At 46.4% G+C, this 23,224-nt stretch carries 20 protein-coding genes; 10 read left to right on the top strand and 10 right to left on the bottom strand.

The window, feature by feature from the left end; all coding sequences use genetic code 11:
• The first annotated feature begins 16 nt into the window (after window positions 1–16).
• The 3 genes from PLE7327_RS04890 (at window position 17) to PLE7327_RS04880 (ending at window position 1,788) form a co-directional block, all read left to right on the top strand.
• On the top strand, window positions 17–631 hold the full coding sequence (locus PLE7327_RS04890) for an SET domain-containing protein (protein ID WP_015142754.1): 615 nt from the start codon (window positions 17–19) through the stop codon (window positions 629–631).
• 191 nt (window positions 632–822) lie between these two features.
• Window positions 823–1,026, top strand: coding sequence for an SET domain-containing protein (locus tag PLE7327_RS04885; protein WP_015142753.1), 204 nt, complete (start codon window positions 823–825; stop codon window positions 1,024–1,026).
• 90 nt (window positions 1,027–1,116) lie between these two features.
• Complete coding sequence (locus PLE7327_RS04880) at window positions 1,117–1,788, top strand: MFS transporter (protein ID WP_015142752.1); 672 nt, start codon at window positions 1,117–1,119, stop codon at window positions 1,786–1,788.
• A 212-nt stretch (window positions 1,789–2,000) separates the two neighbouring features.
• Here the strand turns inward: PLE7327_RS04880 and hemF are convergent, their stop codons facing one another.
• A complete protein-coding gene (gene hemF, locus PLE7327_RS04875) occupies window positions 2,001–3,035 on the bottom strand; it encodes an oxygen-dependent coproporphyrinogen oxidase (RefSeq protein WP_015142751.1) in 1,035 nt (344 codons plus the stop codon).
• Window positions 3,036–3,220: 185 nt separating this feature from the next.
• Here hemF and PLE7327_RS04870 point away from each other — a divergent pair, with 185 nt between their 5' ends.
• The 3 genes from PLE7327_RS04870 to PLE7327_RS04860 all read left to right on the top strand — a co-directional run bounded on the left by PLE7327_RS04870 (window position 3,221) and on the right by PLE7327_RS04860 (window position 6,530).
• On the top strand, window positions 3,221–3,703 hold the full coding sequence (locus PLE7327_RS04870) for a hypothetical protein (RefSeq protein ID WP_015142750.1): 483 nt from the start codon (window positions 3,221–3,223) through the stop codon (window positions 3,701–3,703).
• Between the two features lie 147 nt (window positions 3,704–3,850).
• Entirely contained in the window at window positions 3,851–5,539 is a 1,689-nt protein-coding gene (locus PLE7327_RS04865) for an alpha/beta hydrolase (RefSeq protein ID WP_015142749.1), read from the top strand.
• A 130-nt stretch (window positions 5,540–5,669) separates the two neighbouring features.
• Window positions 5,670–6,530 (top strand): phosphoadenylyl-sulfate reductase, encoded by an 861-nt coding sequence (locus PLE7327_RS04860; protein ID WP_015142748.1) that lies wholly within the window; start codon window positions 5,670–5,672, stop codon window positions 6,528–6,530.
• Window positions 6,531–6,584: 54 nt separating this feature from the next.
• Here PLE7327_RS04860 and rplI read toward each other — a convergent pair whose 3' ends face one another.
• The 3 genes from rplI to rpmF form a co-directional block, all read right to left on the bottom strand.
• Complete coding sequence (gene rplI / locus PLE7327_RS04855; protein WP_015142747.1) at window positions 6,585–7,043, bottom strand: 50S ribosomal protein L9; 459 nt, start codon at window positions 7,041–7,043, stop codon at window positions 6,585–6,587.
• A 153-nt stretch (window positions 7,044–7,196) separates the two neighbouring features.
• Complete coding sequence (locus tag PLE7327_RS04850; protein WP_015142746.1) at window positions 7,197–7,799, bottom strand: sulfite oxidase-like oxidoreductase; 603 nt, start codon at window positions 7,797–7,799, stop codon at window positions 7,197–7,199.
• A 119-nt stretch (window positions 7,800–7,918) separates the two neighbouring features.
• Window positions 7,919–8,095 carry a 50S ribosomal protein L32 gene (rpmF, locus tag PLE7327_RS04845; RefSeq protein WP_015142745.1) on the bottom strand — a complete coding sequence of 59 codons (177 nt, stop codon included), beginning with the start codon at window positions 8,093–8,095 and terminating at the stop codon, window positions 7,919–7,921.
• A gap of 66 nt (window positions 8,096–8,161) precedes the next feature.
• Between rpmF and PLE7327_RS04840 the strand changes: the two genes are divergently transcribed.
• Window positions 8,162–9,907 (top strand): caspase family protein, encoded by a 1,746-nt coding sequence (locus PLE7327_RS04840; RefSeq protein ID WP_015142744.1) that lies wholly within the window; start codon window positions 8,162–8,164, stop codon window positions 9,905–9,907.
• A gap of 131 nt (window positions 9,908–10,038) precedes the next feature.
• Here the strand turns inward: PLE7327_RS04840 and PLE7327_RS04835 are convergent, their stop codons facing one another.
• The 4 genes from PLE7327_RS04835 to PLE7327_RS04820 all read right to left on the bottom strand — a co-directional run bounded on the left by PLE7327_RS04835 (window position 10,039) and on the right by PLE7327_RS04820 (window position 14,813).
• Window positions 10,039–10,800, bottom strand: coding sequence for a hypothetical protein (locus PLE7327_RS04835; protein WP_015142743.1), 762 nt, complete (start codon window positions 10,798–10,800; stop codon window positions 10,039–10,041).
• A 21-nt stretch (window positions 10,801–10,821) separates the two neighbouring features.
• The gene (locus PLE7327_RS04830) at window positions 10,822–12,609 is read right to left on the bottom strand and encodes a ribonuclease J (protein ID WP_015142742.1); all 1,788 of its coding nucleotides are present in this window, start codon (window positions 12,607–12,609) and stop codon (window positions 10,822–10,824) included.
• Between the two features lie 221 nt (window positions 12,610–12,830).
• Window positions 12,831–13,721 (bottom strand): 4-hydroxy-tetrahydrodipicolinate synthase, encoded by an 891-nt coding sequence (gene dapA, locus PLE7327_RS04825; RefSeq protein WP_015142741.1) that lies wholly within the window; start codon window positions 13,719–13,721, stop codon window positions 12,831–12,833.
• A gap of 48 nt (window positions 13,722–13,769) precedes the next feature.
• Complete coding sequence (locus PLE7327_RS04820) at window positions 13,770–14,813, bottom strand: aspartate-semialdehyde dehydrogenase (protein WP_041392801.1); 1,044 nt, start codon at window positions 14,811–14,813, stop codon at window positions 13,770–13,772.
• A 443-nt stretch (window positions 14,814–15,256) separates the two neighbouring features.
• Here PLE7327_RS04820 and tig point away from each other — a divergent pair, with 443 nt between their 5' ends.
• The 3 genes from tig to clpX all read left to right on the top strand — a co-directional run bounded on the left by tig (window position 15,257) and on the right by clpX (window position 18,997).
• Window positions 15,257–16,642 carry a trigger factor gene (gene tig / locus PLE7327_RS04815; protein ID WP_015142739.1) on the top strand — a complete coding sequence of 462 codons (1,386 nt, stop codon included), beginning with the start codon at window positions 15,257–15,259 and terminating at the stop codon, window positions 16,640–16,642.
• A 313-nt stretch (window positions 16,643–16,955) separates the two neighbouring features.
• The gene (gene clpP, locus PLE7327_RS04810) at window positions 16,956–17,657 is read left to right on the top strand and encodes an ATP-dependent Clp endopeptidase proteolytic subunit ClpP (RefSeq protein ID WP_041392799.1); all 702 of its coding nucleotides are present in this window, start codon (window positions 16,956–16,958) and stop codon (window positions 17,655–17,657) included.
• A 2-nt stretch (window positions 17,658–17,659) separates the two neighbouring features.
• Complete coding sequence (gene clpX / locus PLE7327_RS04805; RefSeq protein WP_041391859.1) at window positions 17,660–18,997, top strand: ATP-dependent protease ATP-binding subunit ClpX; 1,338 nt, start codon at window positions 17,660–17,662, stop codon at window positions 18,995–18,997.
• Here the strand turns inward: clpX and metK are convergent.
• Window positions 18,994–20,178, bottom strand: a complete 1,185-nt coding sequence (gene metK / locus PLE7327_RS04800) for a methionine adenosyltransferase (protein WP_015142736.1) — start codon at window positions 20,176–20,178, stop codon at window positions 18,994–18,996. The genes clpX and metK overlap by 4 nt on opposite strands.
• Window positions 20,179–20,212: 34 nt before the next feature.
• A complete protein-coding gene (locus PLE7327_RS26225; RefSeq protein ID WP_015142735.1) occupies window positions 20,213–23,224 on the bottom strand; it encodes an HAD-IC family P-type ATPase in 3,012 nt (1,003 codons plus the stop codon).

The following is a 23,224-nucleotide window of genomic DNA, read 5'->3' as shown; positions in this document are numbered from 1 at the left end:
TTGAGAATCTCTAATTATGATGCACCCTCATACCTGCTTGGGTTTTGTTAATGAAGAAATAGGCTACGGCGTATTTGCCACTCAATTTATCCCTAAAGGAACGATTGTTTGGGTCTTAGACGATCTCGATTATAAACTCGACGAAGCTTATGTAAAATCTCTCGATCCATTGCGACAAAAACAAGTCCGAAAATACACCTTTCGCGATAGTGAAGGTAAGTACATACTATGTTGGGATATCGGTCGCTTTGTCAATCACAGTTTTAACGCAAATTGCATTGCCACTGCCTATGATTTTGAAATTGCTGTCAGGGACATACATCCTGGAGAAGAATTAAGAGATGACTATGGCTGTCTGAATCTAGATAAGTCATTTGATTTTCCCCCAGAAGAGGGCGTTTTGAGAACTAAGGTTACGCCAGACGATTTATTACACTATCACCAAGAGTGGGATCGGCTAGTTCTAGAAGCCATGCCTTATTTTAATAAGGTAGAACAGCCTTTAAAGCATCTAATCGATAAAAAATATATTGACAAAGTTAATGCTGTTGCAGAGGGAAGAGAATCCTTAGATTCGGTATTGGTTACTTACTACGATAGATATAAAAAGCTTAACCTCAGTTTAAATTAGAACCGCCTTCTTTAAGGTAGTTAAAGTTATGTTTTTAGCGCTATCTCTAACCTTCGTTACTAGGCTAAATCTAGCAACGAAAACAGAGAATTTTGGTCTGACAAAAGTCAAGTACGATCCATGAAATCATCGTAATATCTTGATGCCTTATCTCAATCAATCGGATAAATTATTTAGCTTTGATTAACTTTATGATGCATCCTCATACCCGACTAGGTTTTGTCAGTGAGAAAATAGGTAATGGTGTTTTTGCCACCCAATTTATCCCTAAAGGAACGATTATTTGGGTCTTAGACGAACTCGAGCGAAAACTCAATGAATTTTATATAAATTCCCTCGATCCATTGCACCAGGAAAAAATCCGAAAATATAGCTGGCGCGATGGCGAAAGTTAATGCTATTGCAGAGGAAAAAGCCGCCACAGACTCGGTATTAACTTGTTATTACAACCGTTCCAAGCGTTTTAAAGAGTTGAAGAGAGTTTCATGTTAAACAGACAACTCAAAATTTTGCTCTACAGTAGCAATATTTGGTATCTGGGGGAAGGAATGTTTGCCCCACTTTTTGCCGTATTTGCTAAAAAAGTTGGCGGCGATATTCTTGAGATCTCTGGGGTTTGGGCAGCTTATCTCATTGCCTCCGGTATCTTTACTGTTTTTGTTGGTAAGATTGCCGACAAAGTTATTAGTAAAGAAAAACTGATGACTATAGGCTATGCCTTAAATGCAATTTTTACTTTTGCTTACCTATTGGTCTCCTCTCAAAGTGAATTATTAGTCGTACAAATTGGTGTAGGAGTTGCATCGGCTTTGTCTACTCCAACCTGGAATGCTTTATATGCAAAGTACGAACGTTATGAAAATCATGGACGTAAGAAAAAATCTTCTGGATGCGTTTGGGCGCTTGCCGACGGACAATCGGAGATCGTAACAGGAATTGGCGTATTGTTAGGCGGACTAATTGTCAGTTCCTTTTCGTTTAATTCTTTGTTTATCGTCATGGGAATCGTTCAAACGATCGCCACCGTCTACGTCGCTCAAATTCTATACGAGCGATCGCCAAAAATCTATCTATCTAACTCCTCGGAGCAAAGCGATATGGAAGGACGGAAACGCCTGCTGACGTCAGGAACCAAGTCCGCCGACGTGCGCCAATAAACTGATAGAAACGTTCCAGGGAACGTCTCTGCAACCTGGTTGACTGACAAAACTCAAATCGCCCTCACCCCAACCCCTCTCTGGGAGAGGGAGAGAAGCTTTCAACCTAAGACTTTGGCCTGAAGTCCCTTCACCCCTTGTGGGAGAAGGGATTTAGGGATGAGGGGGACAAAGATTTGTCAGTCAATCAGCTCTGCAACATCAAGGGATTCCTAAGACGACTGCCAATTCGCCCAGTCTTGGGGTTTAAGGAATATTTCGTATAACTCGGCTTCCAGTGTATTCGGTTCGGGTTGGTAACAGTATTCCCAACGCACTAGCGGCGGTAGAGACATCAAAATTGATTCCGTGCGTCCATTCGTTTGCAACCCAAAAATCGTGCCTCGGTCGTAAACGAGGTTAAATTCTACATAGCGTCCGCGACGATAGAGTTGAAATTGACGTTCGCGATCGCCATATTCCATTCCTCGCCGTTTCTCTACAATCGGCACGTAGGCGGGCAGAAATGCCCGTCCGCAATCGCTTACAAAGGCAAACAATTGCTCCCAAGTGCAGGGTTGTTGGGAAGGCAATTGAGCGCTGTAAATTGCGGCAGCTTTCTCTGGGTGAGGGCCCCGATAGAGGGGATCTCGACCGTCTTGATAATCGAAAAAAATTCCGCCAATCCCTCGCATTTCTTGGCGATGATTGAGGTAGAAATATTCATCGCACCAGCGCTTAAACACGGGATAATATTCGGGATGGTGTTTATCGCAAGCTTGCTTGAGCGTGCGGTGAAAATGGGCTGCATCTTCAGCAAAAGGGTAATAGGGCGTTAAATCTGCCCCTCCGCCAAACCACCAAACCGGACCCGCCTCAAAGTAGCGATAATTGAGGTGTACGGTAGGAACGTAAGGATTGCGAGGATGCAGAACCATAGAGGTTCCCGTAGCATAAAATCCATGTCCTGCGGCTTCGGGTCGTTGTTTTAAGATAGAAGGCGGTAGTTGCTTTCCCCAAACCTCAGAGAAATTTACTCCCGCTTGCTCGAATACGCCGCCTTCTCGGAGAACTCTCGATCGCCCGCCGCCTCCTTCTTCTCTTTCCCAACTATCTTCGCGAAATTGGCTCGCGCCATCGAGGTTTTCGAGGGCATTGCAGATCTCATCTTGTAGTGCTTTCATAAATTGGCTGACTCTTGTTTTCGCATCAGCCGGAGGAATTGAAGCGTCAGGAGAGGTTGTTGCGTCTGTTGTTATCGCGGTCATAATATCTGTTATCGGTTATCTATTCTCAGCGATCGCCTGGTCGCTCTTAATAAATTTACGGCTTGTGTGATAGTTAAACTAGACATTACTAAACTATCTTAATAAAAGCATACTTACTGCTATCTCGATCTTCTAAATCTTCTAAAATAAATAATTTGCCCAGGCATAATTGCGGGAGGCTTAACGTGATTCTTAACTTTTCTTTCAAACTCGTTGCTGCTAAAGGAAGACTATTCTGTAAGTTTTCTTTATTTAAGACCTACCGCGTTGTCAGTACGGCTCCAATCGACGTTTTGTGGCAAAAATTAATTAATATTGCCGACGTTTCCTGGCATCCGCTTTTTTCGAGCACTAATGCGCCCAATGGCTCGATCGCCAAACCCGGTTTAATCTATCAGGTGGTGACTCGTCTAACGCCGATTCCCATCAGGCTATTTGTCGAAAACGTTCGTCCGGGAGAGTTATTGAGCCTTCGCGTTTTAGCCATTCCAGGCATGGAACAAAAAATTACTTACCAGATAGAATCGACACTGTGCGGAACCTATATCTCCTATTCGGTTACCCTAAAAGGTTGGCTATCTCCGTTGGTGTGGTTGTGGATTAAACCCTATTCGGATCGCGTCGCTTCAGAATTAGCTCAAGCCGCAGAACAACGGTTGGCGGGATAAGCCATCGAGATTAAACTCAGCGATCGAACCGAACTGGGGCAGCGCGAGGATCGCATCGATAAGATTGGGTCTTGAGATGCATCGCGATCGCTCAATCGTTATCTATACTTTTTCGAGTAGCAACTTACCCAATCTGAAGCTAACTGCGTGAAAAATCCCTCAAGCTATCGATCGAAGCATAGCGCCAAGCCAGGCAGGTTATTTTCTCCGTTACCTTGGATAGGTTCCCTACTTTTAGGGGCGATTTGTGCGATCGCGATTCCCCTAGAGGCAGCCGAGCGTATTCATTTTAACTACGGACCGCTCAGATTGTCGATTCGGGTTGATTCCCTCGAACAATTTGCCAGGGATGGCACGATTAATCAAGAATTAGCCTTTTATTTGGGAGACGTTAACCCCGAACAACGCCAGCAATTTCGCGAAGCTCTGCTACAACGCTCCGAACTCAATCCCGTCCAATTGTATCGCTTTTTCAAGACTTCAATCGGAGAAGATATTCTTGAGGGCATCGGTCAGTTGATTAGAACGCCAGGCGGGCGCAATGGGAAATACCCCCTGCGAGGGGCACTTTTTCAAGCGGCAAGCGATTCTGAAGGGCTGACGCTTCTTAACTTTCTGCGCAAGTTTCCGACCGACATACAACTCGACACCGATGAGATTTTCGCGGTTGCCGAAAAAGTGCAACGGGCAGTCGAGGTGACGGCAGCGCTGGTCGAAGAAGTCAGCCAGTTGTCGGACGGAAAAGCCAGAAAAGAGCAGCCCGTAAACTTTGCCGCTTTGCCCGACCTGAGAGTTCGCGGTTCCTATGGGGTCGAAAAACAAGTTCTGACGCTTAGAGATGAAAACCGCGATCGCACGTTAACCGTCTATCTCTACAAACCTCAACGATGGCGACCCGAAAAAACTCCTGTCGTTATTATGTCCCATGGATTAGGCTCCAGACCCAAAGACTTTAGCGCCCGCGCCGAACATTTAGCGTCCCATGGCTATTTCGTTGCTCTGCCCCAGCACCCTGGCAGCGACTTTACCCGATTTCAGGAAACCTTGGCGGGCTATTATCGAGACATTTTTAGTCTCGATGAATTTATCGATCGCCCGCTCGATATTAGTTTTATCATCGATGAACTCCAGAAGCGCGATCGCACCGAATTTGCAAGAAGGCTAAATTTAGAAGAGGTAGGAGTCTTGGGGCATTCCTTTGGCGGTTATACGGCGTTGGCCGTGGCGGGCGCCCAAATTGATTTTGACAATTTAAAAAAATCCTGCGATGCTCCCGACTGGGATCCTAATTTATCCCTGCTACTTCAGTGCCGCGCCCTAGCATTACCGAGAAGAAACTATAATTTCAAAGATCCGCGAGTTAAAGCAGTCATTGCCGTCAACCCAGTCAACAGCAGCATCTTCGGACCCCAAGGGTTAAGTCAAATTCAAATTCCGGTTTTGGTCGTGGCAGGCAGTTACGATCCCGCTACGCCAGCCGTTTTCGAGCAGATTCGTTCTTTTCCTTGGCTGAGTGCGCCCAACAAATATCTTGCTGTAGCAGAAGGACAGGCACACGTCGATTTTTCTCAATTGGATGCTGGCGCTAGCCAACTGCTTAATTCTTTGCCCAATCTAACTTTCCCCGATCCCATCCTCATCGATAACTATGCCGACGCGATGGGTCTAGCCTTCTTCGAGGTCTACGTCGCCGATGACGCTAACTATAGCCCTTATCTCCAATCTTCCTATGCAGCCTACTTGAGTCGCGAAAATACTTTCAAGCTTTATCTAGTAGATTCTGCATCAGCCACTGAGATCGTACGAGCATTGGCTAAATTCAATCTAAACAATTAGGGGTTCTTCATCCATCGCACTACAATATAAAGATAGAGTCAGAATCCTCAGACTTGCAAAAACGAACCAAAAGCTACAAAATTTAAGATTGCGCCACCACAGTCTACAATAAGGGGAAAAAATAGCAAGCATGCCACATTTGAACCCGATTGACTCCCACCCACAACCGGCTAAAGCTGGAATGACTTGGGTTCCCAGTACGCTTCAAGGTAGCGAACCAAACAACCAAAGCTCGGAGCCATCGCCAAAGGAAAAGCCCAATCTAGATTTAGAAGCCATCAATCGGCAGCTCGCCGACGCTACAGCCGAGCAAGTTATTGAGTGGGCGGCAGATACCTTTGGAAATGGTTTGGTAATGAGTACTAGCTTTGGCATTCAAGCTGCCGTCATGCTTCATCTGGTGACTCAAATCGTGCCCGATATTCCGATTATCTGGGTAGATACGGGTTATTTACCAGCCGAAACCTATCAATTTGCCGAACAATTAACCGAACGCTTAAAGCTAAACCTGAAAGTTTATCAATCTCCCATCAGTCCCGCTCGCATGGAAGCGCTCTACGGCAGACTCTGGGCGCAAAATGATGTCGAGTCGCTCAACCGCTACGACCAAATCCGCAAAGTCGAACCGATGCAACGCGCTTTGAGAGAACTGAAGGCAACTGCTTGGTTGGCTGGTTTGAGAAGCGAACAAACCGACCATCGCAAGACTTTACAACGGGTAGGCATGCAAGGAGAGCGGTATAAGATTCTGCCGATTCTTTATTGGAGTGCTAAAGATATATACGAATACCTGACCGCCTACAATCTTCCCTATCACCCCTTCTTCGATCTGGGGTATGTCTCGGTAGGCGATTGGCATTCCAGCCGTCCGTTAACGGCTGACGATACCAACGAACGAGATACCCGTTTTAATGGTCTCAAACAAGAATGCGGCTTGCACTTGCCTCTCACGCCAGGAGAAGCCAAAAGTCTTGATTCGAGTACACTTTAATCGGCGATCGGCGACCAGTTGCTGGCTTACCGATCGCTGATAACTGATAATTGTTTATAAAGGAGCTACTTGAATTTCGATCTCGGCAGTCACTTCGGGGTGAAGTTTGACGGTAGCTTTGTAGAAGCCAGTTTTGCCGATCTCTGGCAGGGTAATGCCGCGACGGTCTACTTCTTGACCCGTATTTTCTTTAATTGCATCTGCTACTTCTTGGGCGGTTACCGTCCCAAAAATTGCCTCTTTTTCACCTACTTGCTTTTTGATAACAAAGCGTCCAATAGTCTGTAAGGCCGTTTTGCGAGCTTCTGCCTCTTGTTTTTCTGCAATCAGGCGCTGTCTTTCTTTCTCTTTTCTTTGCTCGACTTGTTTGAGAATGCTTTGGGTGGCAATAACGCCTATGCCTCTTGGCAGCAAGTAGTTACGAGCATAGCCAGGGGCAACTTCTACTAAATCTCCGGTTTTACCGAGCTTGCTGACATTTTGATTCAACACGATTTGCACTCGTTTTGCCATCGTCTCTCCTAATGAGCTAGATTTTAGAAATATTTAAAATAACCCAGGACTTCTAATTATACTATTTTCGGTTGGCTTAAGGCAAAGCACGCTGGCTTCTCGTCTCCTAGAAGCGACATGTCACCTCAATGAGCATTCGAGAGGCCCGACAGCTCAAATGCCTCCGTACCGTTCTTCCTTCCAGGGATCTCCCCGTCGGTGATATCCGTTGCGTTCCCAAAATCCTAATTCGTCATGGTCGAGAAACTCCAATCCGTTAATCCACTTGGCACTTTTCCAAGCATAGAGATGGGGAACGACCAGGCGCATAGGACCTCCGTGGTCGGCGGGTAGGGGTTCTCCGAACAATTTGTGAGCGAAGAAATTTTCTTGGCGCAAAAAATCTTCTAGGGGTAGGTTAGTCGTATATCCCCCGTAGCAATGCTGCATGACATGAGTGGCTTTGGGATCGAGTTCTACGAGTTTCATGAAGTCAGTAACTTTGATCCCTGTCCATTGCACGTCCAACTTTGACCAACGAGTGACGCAGTGAAAATCTTTAGTAAATTCGTGTTGGGGTAAGCTCATAAAATCAGACCAAGTAAAGGTTTTGGGTTCAGCTGAGCCAAAGACGCGAAATTGCCACTCATTGGTACTAATGTGAGGCGTATCTCCATAGGTAAGAACGGGAAAGCCATTGGTCAAATATTGACCGGGTGGAACGCGATCGCTATCTGCATCTGCTGCTTCTGGTTTTTTAAAAAAATTCCCTAACATACCTTGCAAAGCGGTTGATGGAACAACGAAACTTCTTTGGGGTCATGAAAATCAAGTACTGGAGTTCGGGATTCGGAATTGAAAAATAATCACTCCGAACCTTGAACTCCTAACTATGCTTACTCGTTCTCCTCTTCCTCATCTTCATCTTGAGGATAAACAAAACTGGAACGTCCGGTGAGAACCGATTTGCCTAGAGAAAGGGCTTTTTGAGCCTGTAGGGCGGCTTGTCGTCTCCAGTGTGCTCTGCGCTGGTCGCGTTTGGATTTTGAGGTTTTCTTCTTAGGAACAGCCATAGTTACTACTTATATTTTTCAATCGACAGCTTTCTTATTTTAGGCGTTGAGGAGTCGATTTGTCAGATGGAAAATTATCAATGTATCGCTATCGGTATCGATCGCTATCATTTTTTTCCCCCCCTAAATTCTGCTGAAGCTAGCGCGCGAATCCTCTATCAATGTTTGGTCGAAGAGGCAAAAATTTCAGTTCGACAAGCCCTGCTATTAACAGACGCATCTCCTCGGTTTCTCGATCGCTCTACCTATCCCAATCGAGAGAATCTAATCAGTTGGTTAGAAATTAGAAACTCTCCCTCATCTTCCCCTCTCTGGTTCTTTTTCAGTGGCTATGGAATAAGTTACCAAGGAGAAGATTACCTTATGCCTATCGATGGCAATCTCAAGGATATTCCGGGGACAGGAATCGCCATGCGATCGCTGTTTGAATCTCTCATTCAACAAGGGACAGCTAGAATTTTAGTCGTACTCGATCTCAGGGGAATGGGAGACGCGATGGTGGGGCAACAGGCGATCGCTTTGGCAAAACAAATGAAAATCTCTCTGATTGTATCTTCCCATGGCGATAAATCGGCGAGTTTGGGTCGGGGAATGTTGGCCACTGCCCTTGTAGAAGCACTCCGTCACTATCGCCAAAATATTACCTTAGCAAAGTTAGAGCAATATCTACGCGATCGCCTGCCAGAATTTAGCCTCGATCTCTGGCAACCTACTCAAACTCCTGTTGTTATCAGTCCTAGCCCAGAAGCTAGCCATTATCCTCTCCTGGAAAAAGCAAAACCGATCGAGGAGCGCGATCGCATGCGGATGACGACTTTTTCCTCTAGTAGGACTCTTTTCTCACAGCCTATATCACTTAAGAGGGCGACTGCCGACTCGCCGATAACCACTAAAGTCGCTGCGATCGCCCTCCCAAAACTGCCCGATCGCCCTGCCTTTTATTCTCCATTAAACATCAATCTTCCCAGCGACGACAAACGAGCAAATATCAACATAAAAATAGATTTATTGCCAATTATTAGTAAAATAAGCCAATTTAAATGGTTTTTCTTGGGATTGGCATCTAGCCTACTTCCGTCGCTGCTGACGATCGTCGTCGTTTTTCAACTGCTCCAAATGAGACAGCCAACCTCTATATCCGAGCGAGCAGTAGAGATTTTAGAAACCGAGACTCCTATCCAAGCAGGATCTAAAAGCGAGCAAGAAATCTTAAATCGTGCCACAATTTTCCTGAAAGCTAACCAAGCCTCAGATTTTAATCGAGCCATTGGCTCGGTTCGCCAATTAAAACCGGGCGAGCCTTTTTATCAACAGGCGCGAGCTGACATCGATCGCTGGAGTCAAATTATACTCGACATTGCCGAAGGACGGGCGCGAACGGGAGATTTTCAAAGGGCGATCGCGGCGGCAGAACTGGTTCCCCGCGATCGCGCAAGTCTTTCTCAAACGGCTCGACAGAAAATTCGGCTCTGGGAAACCTTACAAAAGCAACAACAAGCCACCAAAGCCGCAATCGAGACAGCCAGAAAACTAATTAATCCTTCCCAAGCCGCCACTTATAGCCGAGCGATCGCCCTCCTGCGCCAAATTCCACCCGAACAACCGGGCTATATGGAAGCTCGTCAGTTTATGAATAACTGGAGCCAAAAGATTTACTTCCTGGCTATTTCCCATGCTGCCGAAGGCAATCTGAGGCAGGCGATCGAAACAGCCCAATTTATCCCTTCAGACACCCATTTATATCAAGATGCCCAAAAGGCGATCGCTCGGTGGAAGCAAAAGAGTAAGGCAAGATGGAAGATTAAGAAGTAGGAGACGGGGGAACGGGGAGACTTTTGAGACTGGGAGACAATTAACTACTAACAACTAACCACTAACCACTAACAAAAGACCAATGACCAATGACTAATGACAAGGGACAAATGAACAATCCCCAATTCCCTTTAATTACCAGGAAATAAGCTTTCTTGCTCCATTTGTCCGAATTTCTGTTTGCCTTGTTTAAAAAACCATTGACGAATGATTTCGTTAAACATCTCCCAATCCGATCGCCATTTGTCAATGCATTGGGTTAATTGCTTGAGTCGTTCGAGTTCGCTAGCGATCGCGTAATTAAAGCTGCCAGCAAACAAGATCGCGGGAATTGCAACTTGCTCGCCTATGTGTACTCTAGCTTCATTAACGCCCAGGCTAAATTGACAGCCCTCTAACTGGTACGACAAGTTAATTCCTGCTTGTACGGGAGCTTGACCCAAGTCTAGCCAAGGGCCGGCAGCCAGAAGCGTCCCGGTAATATATTTTCTAGCTGCATCTTGACCGCCGGAAAAAGGGACGATGCTTTTCGTGCTGATGCTAAGGGTTTGGTATTCAGCGTGGGGCAGTTTATCGATATATTTACGGGCGATTTGAGGCACTCTAGGCTCTTGTGCCCCTCGCGTGTCAATAGTCTGTGCAAAACTAACAGTCCGGGTTTGAGAAACAACGCTAATGCCATTTTGAAAGCTGACTTGAGAGAAGTTTGGAGACAAAATCGGCTGTTTTCCTAATTCCCAGTCGTTGGGAACGATGCCGCTAAATTTGAGAAAATCCTCGCTTAACATGGCGGGGTTGAGGTTTTTGGCAGAAATAGTCAGGGCGAGTTCCTGAATTTCTCGGATCTGAGTTGAGGAGTGACCGTCGAAATTGGGTTGTGATGGAGATATCATAATGTTCTAGAAACAATCGGCTCAATTATTAATTGGAGATAGAGATTGCTCTGGCGAAACTACAGATGCGGTCGATCGCCGTCGTCGATAAGTTCTCGTTGGCGTAGGATCTGGTGTTTGTAGTAGGAATACTACTAACGGGCTGCTTTGCAGTTCTCGTCGGACGAGTCGTTGCAGGTTATTCTCAATTTCTTCTCGAAAAGCCGTCCAATCGACCTCGATTGCTTCTCCGTTGGCGTTTTGGCTGAATAATTCGTTCCAACGCTCGCTTAAAATTCGCTCGATCGTCTTGGCGATGAGTTGTTGTAGGAGCGATCGCTCGACGGTTGTGACCACCCCCCGGAGATGAACTTCTGGCTGTGCCATGAGTTTGCCGTCCCAATCGACGGCAGCAGCTACTGTCACCACGCCATCTTCTGCCAACTGCTGCCGCTCTTGCATGATATTGTCGTGAACCACGCCAGCGCTATCAACCAGTTGCAGTCCGGAAGGCACTTGACCGACAATGGCAATGCGATTGGCTCCTAACTCGACTATATCCCCGTTCCTGACAATGACTGTATTTTCTGGCGGAATGCCCATGCTTTGAGCCATCTGGGCGTGTTTGACCAGCATGCGATGCTCTCCGTGGACTGGCATAAAGAACTTGGGTTTCGTCAGCGCCAGCATCAGTTTTTGTTCTTCTTGAGCGCCGTGACCCGATACGTGAATGCCTTTGTCGCGTCCGTAAATGACATTGGCTCCCAGCATCATCAAGCGGTCGATCGTATTAACTACCGCAATCGTATTGCCTGGGATCGGATTGGCAGAAAAGACTACCGTGTCTCCCTGACGGATTTTGATTTGAGGATGTTCCCCTTTGGAGATGCGCGTCATTGCTGCTAAAGGTTCTCCTTGAGATCCCGTTGTCAGAATCAAGACTTTCTCGTCGGGCAAATTGCGAACTGCTTTTAGGGGTTCAAAGATATCGTCGGGACATTTAATGTAGCCCAAATTGCGAGCATGGGCAATCACGTTAAGCATCGATCGCCCCACTACTGCCACTTTGCGATTGTGTTTCTGCGCCAGTTGGAGAATGATGTTGATGCGATGAACCGAAGAAGCAAAGGTCGTAATCATTAACCGTCCGGACGCTTGGGCGAAGACGCGATCGAGATTGGGATAGACCGATTGCTCCGAGGGGGTATTTCCGGGGACTTCGGCGTTTGTCGAATCGCTTAGGAGGCATAATACGCCTTTTTCTCCGTGTTCGGCTAATTTTTGCAGGTCGAAAAACTCGCCATCGACGGGGGTATGGTCGATCTTGAAATCCCCTGTGTGAATGATGACTCCGATAGGCGTATGAATGGCGACGCTAAAGCTATCGGCGATCGAGTGCGTATTGCGGATAAATTCTACAACGAACGAGCGTCCGACTCTGACTATTTCGCGAGGTCGAACGGTTTTCAGCGTCGTGCGATTGGCTACCCCTGCCTCTTCTAATTTGTCCTGCAATAAAGCCATGGCTAGGCGAGGACCATAGATAATTGGAATGTCAAATTGCTTGAGGTGATAGGCAATTCCACCAATGTGATCTTCATGCCCATGAGTGACAATCATCCCTTTAATTTTGTGGCGATTTTCTCTCAGGTAGGTCATGTCGGGCAGAACGATATTGACCCCGTGCATATCCTCTGTCGGAAAGGCGATTCCTGCGTCTAATAGCAGAATTTCATCGTCATACTCAAATATGCAGGTATTTTTTCCAATTTCGTGCAGTCCTCCGAGGGGGATAATTTTTAGATTGGGTTGATTTCCGTTTTGATTCATTTTCCTCCTTAATAGTGTGCCAATATTGAGTTGAAGAATAGGAATTTTTTGTCAATAAGACTTATTAAATATTGTTTGACAAACCCAGATAAATTATAAATATCAGAATCTAAAAGAATCCAATCACTTTTATAAAAATATCTTCTACTTTTACTTAAAAAATTGCTTTATATTTAATTGTTTTTCCAGAGAACTTGAGAGCAGAATCTGAGAAAACATGATTAGATTAGAGACAAACTTTGTAAAACGCCTTCTAAATTTTGTTTTAAATTAGGTGATATTTCGCAAAGAGGCAGTCGTAGCCCTCCAACTTGCCAGCCTTTTAAGTTTAACGCGGCTTTGACAGGAATGGGATTAGTCGTACAAAAAAGCACTTTAAATAAAGGAAAGAGCTTGATGTTAATCTCTTTTGCAAGCGTTGCATTGCCCGTTTCAAAGGCTTGTATCATCTTTTGCAGTTGCTCGCCTACCAAATGGCTCGCCACGCTGACTACGCCGACTCCTCCTACGGTGAGTAGGGGAAGGGTAAGAAAATCATCGCCTGAGTAAATAGCAAATGAGGGAGGGGTCAGGCGATGAATCTGACAGGCTTGCTCTAGATTCCCGCTTGCTTCTTTGACAGCGACAATATTCTCTATCTCTGCCAATTTAGCAATTGTCTCTGGCAAAAGATTTTGTCCCGTGCGACTCGGAATATTGTAGAGCATCAAAGGTAGGTCGGGGCAAGCCCGCGCGATCGCCCGGAAATGCTCGTATAATCCTTCTTGGGGAGGTTTATTATAGTATGGCACGACCTGCAAGGAACCGTCCAAACCCAATTCGGCTGCTTTTTTAGTAGCTTCAATTGCTTCCTTGGTCGAGTTCGATCCCGTTCCGGCAATGATTTTTGCCCTGTCGCCAACGGCTTTTTTGACTACTTGAAAGAGTTGATATTCTTCCTCCCATGTCAGTGTTGGCGATTCGCCAGTCGTCCCGCAGACGACCAATCCATCACTGCCATGAGTCGCTAAATAATCGGCTAATCTTTCGGCGACTTCATAATTGACATTGCCCCGTTCGTCAAAAGGAGTCACCATCGCGGTGATTACTCGTCCAAAGTTGCGATCGTTCATTCGATTTTGAATTTTGGGTTGATTAATAGTAGTCAATAAACTTTCTGGCTAAACAGAAACTGCTGAAGTCGATGATTTGAGAAGATTTTTTTCGATCAATAATTCGGCAATCTGCACCGCATTTAAGGCTGCTCCCTTGCGAATTTGATCGCCGCAGAGCCACAATTCTAACCCACAAGGATGAGATAAATCTTGACGAATTCGACCCACGAACACTTCATCTTTGCCCGTTGCATCAATCGGCATCGGAAAGTAATTTGCCTGCCACTCTTCTACCAGTTTTACTCCCGGTGCCGAAGCGAGAATTTCTCTGGCTTGCTGTGGCGCAAATGGACGACTAAATTCTAGATTAACCGCTTCTGAGTGGGCGCGGAGTACGGGAACCCGAACGCAAGTTGCCGTAATTAGCAACTGAGGTACGTTGAAAATCTTGCGAGTTTCTCGAATCATTTTCATCTCTTCCTCGCAATAACCTTCTTCGTTGAGGGGAGAATTGTGAGGAAATAAATTAAATGCTAAAGGATAAGGAAAAGCTTGCGTCGAGGGAGTCTGGTTTTCTAGAATCGCTTTCGCTTGGGCTTTTAACTCTTCCATCGCTCTCGCACCCGCACCGCTAGCCGATTGGTAGGTAGATACTACGATACGTTTGATTGGCTGGACTTGGTGGAGGGGAAATATTGCCATTCCCATTAAGATTGTCGTACAGTTGGGATTGGCAATGATGCCTTGATGCTGGGCGGCAGCTTCTGGGTTAATTTCTGGAACGATTAAAGGCACCTGGGAATCCATGCGAAAAGCGCTGGAGTTATCAATAATTACTGCCCCTGATTCAACAATCGTTTTTGCCCAAGCTTTGGAGGTGGAAGCGCCCGCAGAGGCTAATACGATATCTACGCCTTGGAAGGAATCCTCGCTTACTGCCTCGACGGGAAGATTCTCTCCCCTAAACGGTAGAGTTGTTCCCGCCGAACGAGGCGAAGCAAGAAGTTTTAGGTTGGCAACTGGGAACTGACGACTTTCTAAAAGTTCGAGTAATTCTGTACCAACTGCTCCCGTTGCGCCAAGAATGGCGACATTGACTCTGTGTGACAAATTTTTTTCTCCACTTGTTAGCGATCGCATCTCTTGTAGTCGGATTTTAATGCTTTAATTTTCTTCAATCTCTAGAGAGGGTCTTTCTTAAAAAAATTTAATTAATTTTTTTTAAGTCGGGGTCGCTTGAGATAGCTGTTTTCATTTTGCCTCAAAGTTTCTCTGTTCTTGCCAACCGATCTTCGCTATCTTAACAATCTAGAAAACTTTAATCTAGCCACAATGAGATATCTTTGAGTGTACTATTATCAAATAGGTGAATAGAGCGACACAAGAAATCCATCAGGCAAGGCTAAACGCCAATGCGACTTTCCTGCCTTGTTTGATGGATAGTTGCCTCACTAGGATATCACGAGCGGTGTTTGTTTATTTAATTCGTTAACGCGATCGCCGCTCGTCAATTCCGAAACAGTTATTGTAGTTGTCTAAATTTAGGAACGTCGATGAAAGTAACCCAGGAAAAACTTCCTGACAGTCAAATTGGCTTGGAAATCGAAATTTCGGCTGAAACCTCGAAAAATACCTACGAAAAAGTGATACAAAACCTTGCTCGCTCTTCGAACATTCCTGGGTTTCGCAAGGGAAAAGTTCCTCGTCAAGTGCTGCTGCAAAGAATCGGCTCGAAGCAAATCAAGGCAGCAGCCTTAGAAGAGATTGTTCAAAAAGCCTTAGAAGAAGCAATAAAGCAAGAATCGATTGAATCGCTAGGAAATTACAAATTACGCTCAAATTTTGACGAATTAATTCAAAAATACGAACCTGGAGAACCATTGACTTTCTCTGCCTCCGTTGACGTACCGCCAACAGTAGAACTGGGACAGTATCAAGGTCTGACAGTGAAAGCAGAAGAGAGCGTTTACGATCCCAAAGAAATCGAGGATTGGCTAGAACAACGCCGCATCCAGCAAGCGACTCTAGTTCCCGTCGAAGAACGTGGGGCACAAATGGGAGACGTAGCAATTGTTGACTATCAAGGACGCACAGTTACAGAGTCAGGAGAAGCAGGCGAACCCATTCCAGGCGTTCAAGGAACGGATTTAAAAGTCGAAATGGAGCAAGGACGCTTCATCGAGGGAATGGTCGAAGGAATTGTCGGCATGAAGCCGGAGGAAACTAAGGAAATTTCCGTAACTTTCCCAGAAGATTATCCGCGAGAAGATTTAGCCGGAAAAGCCGTCATCTTTAGCATTACCCTCAAAGAACTCAAAGCAAAAGAACTGCCAGAGTTAGACGATGACTTTGCCCAAGAGGTAAGCGAATTCGAGACGATGGCACAGCTAAGGGAATCTCTGGAGAAACAATATCGAGAAAAAGCCAAACAAGAAACGAAAAACAGCATCCGTTCGGCAATCATAGCAGAATTGCTCAAAAACTGCACGGTCGATCTGCCGGATACGATGATTCAGGAAGAAGTTAACGCGATTCTGACTCAGACGGCAATGCAGATGCAGCAGCTTGGCGTTGATATCAAGCAGCTATTCAATGCACAGAGCATTCCTCGGATGCGGGAAAATTCTCGTCCTGAAGCTATAGAGCGCCTCAAACAAACCCTAATCCTTAAAGAAATTGCCAAAGTCGAATCGATCGAATCGGAAGCAGAAGCAGTAGAAGCCAAGATTAAAGAACTCAGAGAAAAATTTAGCGATCGCGAGATCGATCTAGAGCGTTTGCGAGACATGGTACAAGAAGACTTGCTCGTCGAAAAAACCCTCGATTGGCTTGAAGAAAAAACAACAGTAGAATTAGTTCCCAAAGGAACGCTTGAAGAAGCAGCAAAATCCGAAGAAGAGGGAACTGAAGCAGCCTCAACCCAGACAGAGGAAGAATAAAAAGAAGAATAAAAAAAGGAATTGAAATGAAGGATATAAAAGATGGATCGGTTAGGAGTAGAGAACGGCGCTTCAAGAGCGGACGCAGGAGAATTCCTTCCCGCCTGCGCGCCTCCGCGACGTGTTGGGTTCGTACATCCTTCCTATCTCCTTCATCCTTTCCGGTTATACCCAATTCGCGATCGCTTAAGGCATAATGTTGTCAGAAGGTAAATTGGTTAGTTCGGTCTTCTTATCTAAAAAACCAGAGGCACTAAGTCAATCACCTTTAGTTAAGATACAAATTTTTGCTTCGAGCTTAGCTCCTAAGTTTATGGTTCAATCGCGATCGCACCAATCTTCAATCACCAGCTATTGTTCTTGGGATATCTACTCTCAAAGTCCCAACGACATTGAGAACGTTATTCCCATGGTCGTGGAACAGTCTGGATTGGGAGAGAGAGCCTTTGATATCTACTCGCGACTGCTCAGAGAGCGGATTGTTTTTCTGGGAACCCCAATTGACGACAAGGTTGCCGATTCGATCGTGGCACAGTTGTTATATTTAGATGCCGAAGATCCAGAAAAAGACATCCAGCTATACATCAACTCCCCTGGAGGATCGGTGTACGCAGGCTTTGCCATCTACGATGCCATGCAGCAAGTTCGCCCGGATGTCGTTACCATTTGTTTCGGATTAGCTGCTAGTATGGGCGCGTTTTTGCTATCGGGCGGTGCCAAAGGAAAGCGCATGGCTTTGCCCAGTGCGAGGTTGATGATCCATCAGCCTATCGGCGGCGCCCAAGGACAAGCCGTAGAAATCGAAATTCAGGCTAGAGAAATTCTCTACATGAAACAAAGGCTAAACGAACTTCTTGCTATCCACACAGGTCAGCCATACGAGAAAATTGCTACCGATACCGAACGCGATTTCTACATGTCCGCTCAAGAAGCCCAAGAATACGGTCTGATCGATCGCGTTATCTCTCGCCCGACCCTTTCCGATCCAACCATTCCCGTTACATCACTAAAATGAATATGTCTAAATACGACTCCCATTTAAAATGTTCGTTCTGCGGAAAATCCCAGGAACAGGTACGCAAACTCATTGCCGGACCGGGAGTCTACATCTGCGACGAATGCGTTGAGTTATGTAACGAAATTTTAGACGAGGAACTGGTGGACGCTTCCAATTCGGTTTCCTCGTCCGTGCCTCGGTCGGAGGAGAATCCTGCCAAACGACGCGCCAATCGAGATCGTCTCAACTTCGATCGCATTCCCAAACCGAGAGAAATCAAAAAATACCTAGACGAATACGTTATCGGACAAGACGACGCCAAAAAAATTCTCTCGGTCGCCGTTTACAACCATTACAAGCGTCTCAGCGTCTCTCAAGCCAGAAAAAGCGGCATTATAGACGACCCCGTAGAGCTACAAAAATCGAATATCCTGCTCATCGGACCGACGGGTTCGGGCAAAACTTTACTCGCGCAAACGCTGGCGAAAATTCTCGACGTTCCCTTTGCGGTTGCAGATGCCACTACCCTCACCGAAGCGGGATACGTGGGAGAAGATGTAGAAAATATTCTACTGCGTCTGCTACAGGTAGCAGATTTAGATGTAGAAGAAGCGCAACGGGGAATTATCTACATCGACGAAATCGATAAAATTGCCCGCAAAAGCGAAAATCCCTCAATCACTCGCGACGTATCTGGAGAAGGCGTACAGCAAGCACTCCTGAAAATGCTGGAGGGAACGGTCGCCAACGTACCGCCCCAGGGAGGACGAAAACATCCCTATCAAGACTGCATCCAAATCGATACCAGTAACATTCTCTTCATCTGCGGCGGTGCTTTTGTCGGACTCGACAAAATGGTCGAACAGCGACTTGGCAAAAAGTCGATGGGCTTTGTGCGTCCGGGAGAAGGGACTTCTAAAGAGAAACGAACGGCAGATTTACTCAAACAGCTCGAACCGGACGACCTAGTTAAGTATGGCATGATCCCCGAATTTGTCGGTCGCATTCCGGTCATGGCATCCCTCGATCCGCTCGATGAAGAAACGTTAGTCGCCATTTTGACTCAACCTCGCAACGCCCTCGTCAAGCAATATCAAAAACTCTTGAAGATGGACAACGTGCAACTAGAATTTAGACATGATGCGGTGAGGGCGATCGCACAGGAAGCTTATCGTCGCAAAACTGGCGCTAGAGCTTTGCGGGGAATCGTCGAAGAACTGATGCTGGACGTAATGTACGAACTGCCATCCCGCAAGGATGTTCAACGCTGTTTGATTACGCGGGAGATGGTGGAGAAGCGCTCTACCGCAGAGCTACTGATGCATCCTTCTTCTCTGCCAACGCCGGAATCGGCTTAAAAAACAGCCGCCTTATCTGTTTTCTCCCAGGGCAGTTCGATATCCATCCTGCCTACATGACCGTAGACTGCTAATTTTCTATAGAACGTGCCTTTATGGAGCGAGGGCAAGTATCTCAAATCGAACTGCTTAATGATTCCTGCCAGACGGAAATCAAAATGCTTCTCAAGCAGGATGGCAATCTCTTCCTCGGAAACTTTTCCGGTGCCAAACGTTTCCACCTGAATGCTGACAGGTCTTGCAAGTCCGATAGAATAACTAAGCTGTACCTCACATTCATCGGCAAGTCCTGCTGCCACGACATTTTTCGCAGCATAACGAGCAGCATAGGCTCCCACTCGATCGATTCTAACTGGGTCTTTGCCGCTCAAAGCCGAACCGCTATGCTGTGCGTACTCGCCATAGGTATCGATCGCGTTTTTTCTTCCCGTTAGCCCCGAATGAACGGCAGGTCCTCCTTTAACAAACGGTCCATCGGGGTTGACAAATATTCTGGTTTGTGGATCTGGTCTGATATCTTCATCTTCAAAGATGGGTTTAATGACCGTCTCGCGAATATCGTCCTGGAGTTGCTCGAAATCGGGTTTTGATTTTTTATTTTGGCTGGCAATGACTGTAATGCTGTGAATTCTATAAGGTCTGCGATTTCTATATTCCACGCCAACTTGGGTTTTGCCGTCAGGGGTGAGATAGGAGAGTAGATTTTGCTTTCTCACCTCGCTGAGTTGTCTTGCCAGTTTGTGAGCTAACCAAATCGGCAACGGCATCAACACGGGAGTTTGATTGCAAGCAAAACCAAATACCGTCGCTTGGTTTTTGACGGGAATTCGCTCTATTTCTTCGTCAGAGAGATTTTTTTCGTCAAAAAATCGGTCTTGCTCTCGCTTAAATTCGGTAAGGCTGGTTAGAATGCTACAGGTCTTAGCATTAAAATCCTTTTGCGCGTAGCCAACCTGGTCGATAACTTGTCTGGCAACGTTGGGAAAATCCACATTGGCATTGGGTTCAAATCTGGCGGCTATGAAAACAATGCCCGTCGCTACAGCACATTCTGTAACGATCCTGGCATAGGGATCTTGCTGGAGAAAACGGTCGACGATAGCATCGCTAATCTGGTCGCAAAGTTTATCGGGATGTCCTTCGGTGACGGACTCAGATGTGAACATAAAGTCTTTTTTCATCGTTTTTCACCTCAATCGACGTAAGTTTGGATCGCTATTCAATCTCCTGCCCACGATCTTTATCGCTTGCTATCTTGCGATCGCGCTTCGTGCTTTCATTGACTAGCAGGGGCAACGCAGCACTACCGCTAATGACGGCACCATCGACAAGATCGATGGGCGTAATTTTCAAAAGGCTTCTGAGCGGGGGAATCGCGATCGCGAGGAGCTGTATGGCAAAAGAGCCTGCTATGGCAGCATTTAAGTAGGGATTATTTGGCAATTTTTCTCGACTAAAAATACTGTGTTCTTGGGAGCGGCAGCTAATAGTATGCAGCAGTTGCCCTGCCGTCAGACTCATAAACGCCATCGTACTTGCCTGCGAACCGATCCCATATCTGAGGATGCCATACCCATAAGCCGATAAAGTCCCTACCGTCAGCGTTGCCGACTCAAAGGCAATTCTCCCGAAGTCGGATTCCTTGATAATCGGTTCGTCAGGGCTGCGGGGCGGCTGACTTAAAATATCTGGCTCTGGCGGTTCTAGGGCAAGGGCAAGACCCGGGAAGATGTCACTAACTAAATTGAGCCAAAGGAGTTGAATCGCATTCAAAGGTTCGCCCAGACCGACTGCGGTTGCGGTCGTCATTACCATGATTTCGCTCAGGTTTGTTGCTAGCAGAAAATGCACCGCTTTTCTGATATTGTTATAGATCGTCCGTCCTCGACTGATGGCAATAATCATCGTTTCGAGCCTGTCATCTTCTAGGATAATGTCTGCCACCTCTCGCGCAGCGTCGGTACCGCCTTTACCCATTGCCACGCCGACTTGAGCGGCTTTGAGCGCGGGCGCGTCGTTAATGCCATCTCCGGTCATAGCAACCACTTTTCCGGCTGCCTGCAAAGCTTGGACGATTTGCAATTTATTACTTGGACTGATGCGGGCAAAGACATCGACTTTATCGGCAAGTGCTGTCAGTGCCTCTGGAGTGAGATTGTTGAGGTTAGTTGAATCGAGGATTTCTAGTTGCTCTCTTCTAGTTAACCCTAACTCCTTTGCGATCGCGTAGGCGGTTGGGCTTTGATCCCCGGTAATCATTACCGGATCGATGCCCGCTTTATGGAAATCATCGATTAATTCTTTAACTCCCTTTCTCACGGGATCTGCCATACCGACAAGACCCAGCCATGTCAAGTCTGACTCGTAGTTATTCCCATTCCCATTATCGACCTCATCGATCTGGCGATAAGCGACCCCAAGCACCCTCAGCGCTTTTCCTGCCATGCGATCGTTTTCGAGTTCGATCGCCTGCCTGTCTTCTTCTTCTAAGGGTACCGCGCGACCGTTTTTCAGCCAATATTTGCAGATCCGTACCACCTCTGCCGGACTGCCCTTGACCGCAACCAACTTATGATTATCGCGATCGCTATGAACCGTACTCATAATATTGCGATTTTCCGATCGCGGGTTGGTTTGCAGCAGCGGATACTTTTGCCGAAGTTCGATAACGTTCGTACCAGCACTAATCGCCATATAAATCAGGGCATTCTCGGTTGCCGAACCCTTGACCGCATACTCGCCATCTTGCTGTTGGCTGACTTCGCTTTCGTTGCACAGAACCGATACGTGAATCAGCTTGAGCAGTTCCTCGCCGGCATAGGGATTAATCTTCTCCTCCCCTGCGATAAATTCGCCATCAGACACCTTAATGTAGCGGCTGCCTGTGTGTATCTCGACCACTGACATTCGGTTTTCGGTGATGGTTCCGGTTTTATCCATGCAGATAGTCTGTACCGAACCCAAAGCTTCTACCGCGCTGAGACTGCGGACGAGGACGTTATGCTTCCTCATATCTTGGATGCCCAGGGCAAGGGTTGTCGTGGCGATAGTGGGCAATCCTTCGGGAACCGCAGCAACCGCCAGGGAGATGGACGATTGGAGCATTTGCACCAAACCGTATCCCCGCAGCACGCCAATGCCAAAGACACCGCCACAAATGACCATCCCAATCGCGACGAGTTGAGATCCAACCTCGTCTAGTTGTCTCGACAAAGGGGTTTCCATCGCATTTGCCTCGCCAACCATTTGTTGGATTTTGCCCATTTCCGTCGATTTCCCCGTCGCCACTACCACAGCGATCCCTTGACCGCCAGTGACCAACGTTCCTTTATAAACCATGTTGGTGCGATCGGCTAGGGAAACATAAACATCTTCATCTGTCAGGGATGCCGTTGTTTTAGTAACGGGGATGCTCTCGCCAGTAAGGGCAGACTCATCGACGCTCAAGTTCTCTGCCTCGATTAATCGCCCATCTGCTGCGACATAGTTGCCGCTTTTTAGAACTAAAATATCTCCTAAAACAACCTCTTGTGTGGGGATTTCTATCTGCTTGCCGTCTCTTATAACCCAAGTCGAGGTTTGCTCGCGACTGGCGAGAGAATTAATAATTTTTTCTGACTGGCTTTCTGTTGTATAACCGATCGCGGCATTGAGACCAATAACGCCCAATATTACTAGCGCATCGACCAGCCCACCAGTGAAAATGGAGACCCCAGCAGCCACTCCCAGTAAAGCAACGGGTAAAGATTTGAATTGGTCTATTAAAATACTCAATTGAGATCGGGTTTCTGCTTCAGATAGGAGATTCGGACCATATTTATTCAGGTTTTCTGCTGCCAACTCGCTAGATAATCCCGCTGTTTTTGAAGCATTCAAGACATCCAGGACAGTATTGACTTCCATCAGATGCCAGTCTTTTGTGCTTTGCACTTGGGCATTGGCAACAGCATCATTTGGGGTTTTAGAGAAAGATTTTGCCCGAACTTTTTCGCCGTGCTTTTGGTAATCTAAAACAATTTCTTCGAGAAGAGAAGCAATGCGATCGCTACTATTGTCTTCATTAAAAATAACAAGAACATTACTGGTTAAAGGATTGGCTGAAACATACTTAATTTCTGGCTTACGTCCTAGTATTTCTTCAAGATAGTTTTTGAGAGATTTTGAACGGTAAAGCTCTCGAATCTTATATCTGGCTCTCCCTTTAGTCGTATGAATAGCTTTAATCAC

The organism is Pleurocapsa sp. PCC 7327 (assembly GCF_000317025.1).
In the GTDB taxonomy this organism is placed as follows: Bacteria; Cyanobacteriota; Cyanobacteriia; order Cyanobacteriales; family Microcystaceae; genus Hydrococcus.
The sequence above is the reverse complement of the archived record's forward strand: the minus strand, read 5'-3'. Positions and strand labels throughout refer to the sequence as shown.

Coding starts and splice junctions, on each gene's coding strand:
- PLE7327_RS04880 (WP_015142752.1), top strand. CDS start 1,117: ATGTTAAACAGACAACTCAAAATTTTGCTCTACAGTAGCAATATTTGG.
- clpX (WP_041391859.1), top strand. CDS start 17,660: ATGTCTAAATACGACTCCCATTTAAAATGTTCGTTCTGCGGAAAATCC.
- metK (WP_015142736.1), bottom strand. CDS start 20,178: ATGAAAAAAGACTTTATGTTCACATCTGAGTCCGTCACCGAAGGACAT.
- dapA (WP_015142741.1), bottom strand. CDS start 13,721: ATGAACGATCGCAACTTTGGACGAGTAATCACCGCGATGGTGACTCCT.
- clpP (WP_041392799.1), top strand. CDS start 16,956: ATGGTTCAATCGCGATCGCACCAATCTTCAATCACCAGCTATTGTTCT.
- tig (WP_015142739.1), top strand. CDS start 15,257: ATGAAAGTAACCCAGGAAAAACTTCCTGACAGTCAAATTGGCTTGGAA.
- PLE7327_RS04890 (WP_015142754.1), top strand. CDS start 17: ATGATGCACCCTCATACCTGCTTGGGTTTTGTTAATGAAGAAATAGGC.
- PLE7327_RS04860 (WP_015142748.1), top strand. CDS start 5,670: ATGCCACATTTGAACCCGATTGACTCCCACCCACAACCGGCTAAAGCT.
- PLE7327_RS04830 (WP_015142742.1), bottom strand. CDS start 12,609: ATGAATCAAAACGGAAATCAACCCAATCTAAAAATTATCCCCCTCGGA.
- PLE7327_RS04840 (WP_015142744.1), top strand. CDS start 8,162: ATGGAAAATTATCAATGTATCGCTATCGGTATCGATCGCTATCATTTT.
- PLE7327_RS04885 (WP_015142753.1), top strand. CDS start 823: ATGATGCATCCTCATACCCGACTAGGTTTTGTCAGTGAGAAAATAGGT.
- PLE7327_RS04835 (WP_015142743.1), bottom strand. CDS start 10,800: ATGATATCTCCATCACAACCCAATTTCGACGGTCACTCCTCAACTCAG.
- rpmF (WP_015142745.1), bottom strand. CDS start 8,095: ATGGCTGTTCCTAAGAAGAAAACCTCAAAATCCAAACGCGACCAGCGC.
- rplI (WP_015142747.1), bottom strand. CDS start 7,043: ATGGCAAAACGAGTGCAAATCGTGTTGAATCAAAATGTCAGCAAGCTC.
- PLE7327_RS04850 (WP_015142746.1), bottom strand. CDS start 7,799: ATGTTAGGGAATTTTTTTAAAAAACCAGAAGCAGCAGATGCAGATAGC.
- hemF (WP_015142751.1), bottom strand. CDS start 3,035: ATGACCGCGATAACAACAGACGCAACAACCTCTCCTGACGCTTCAATT.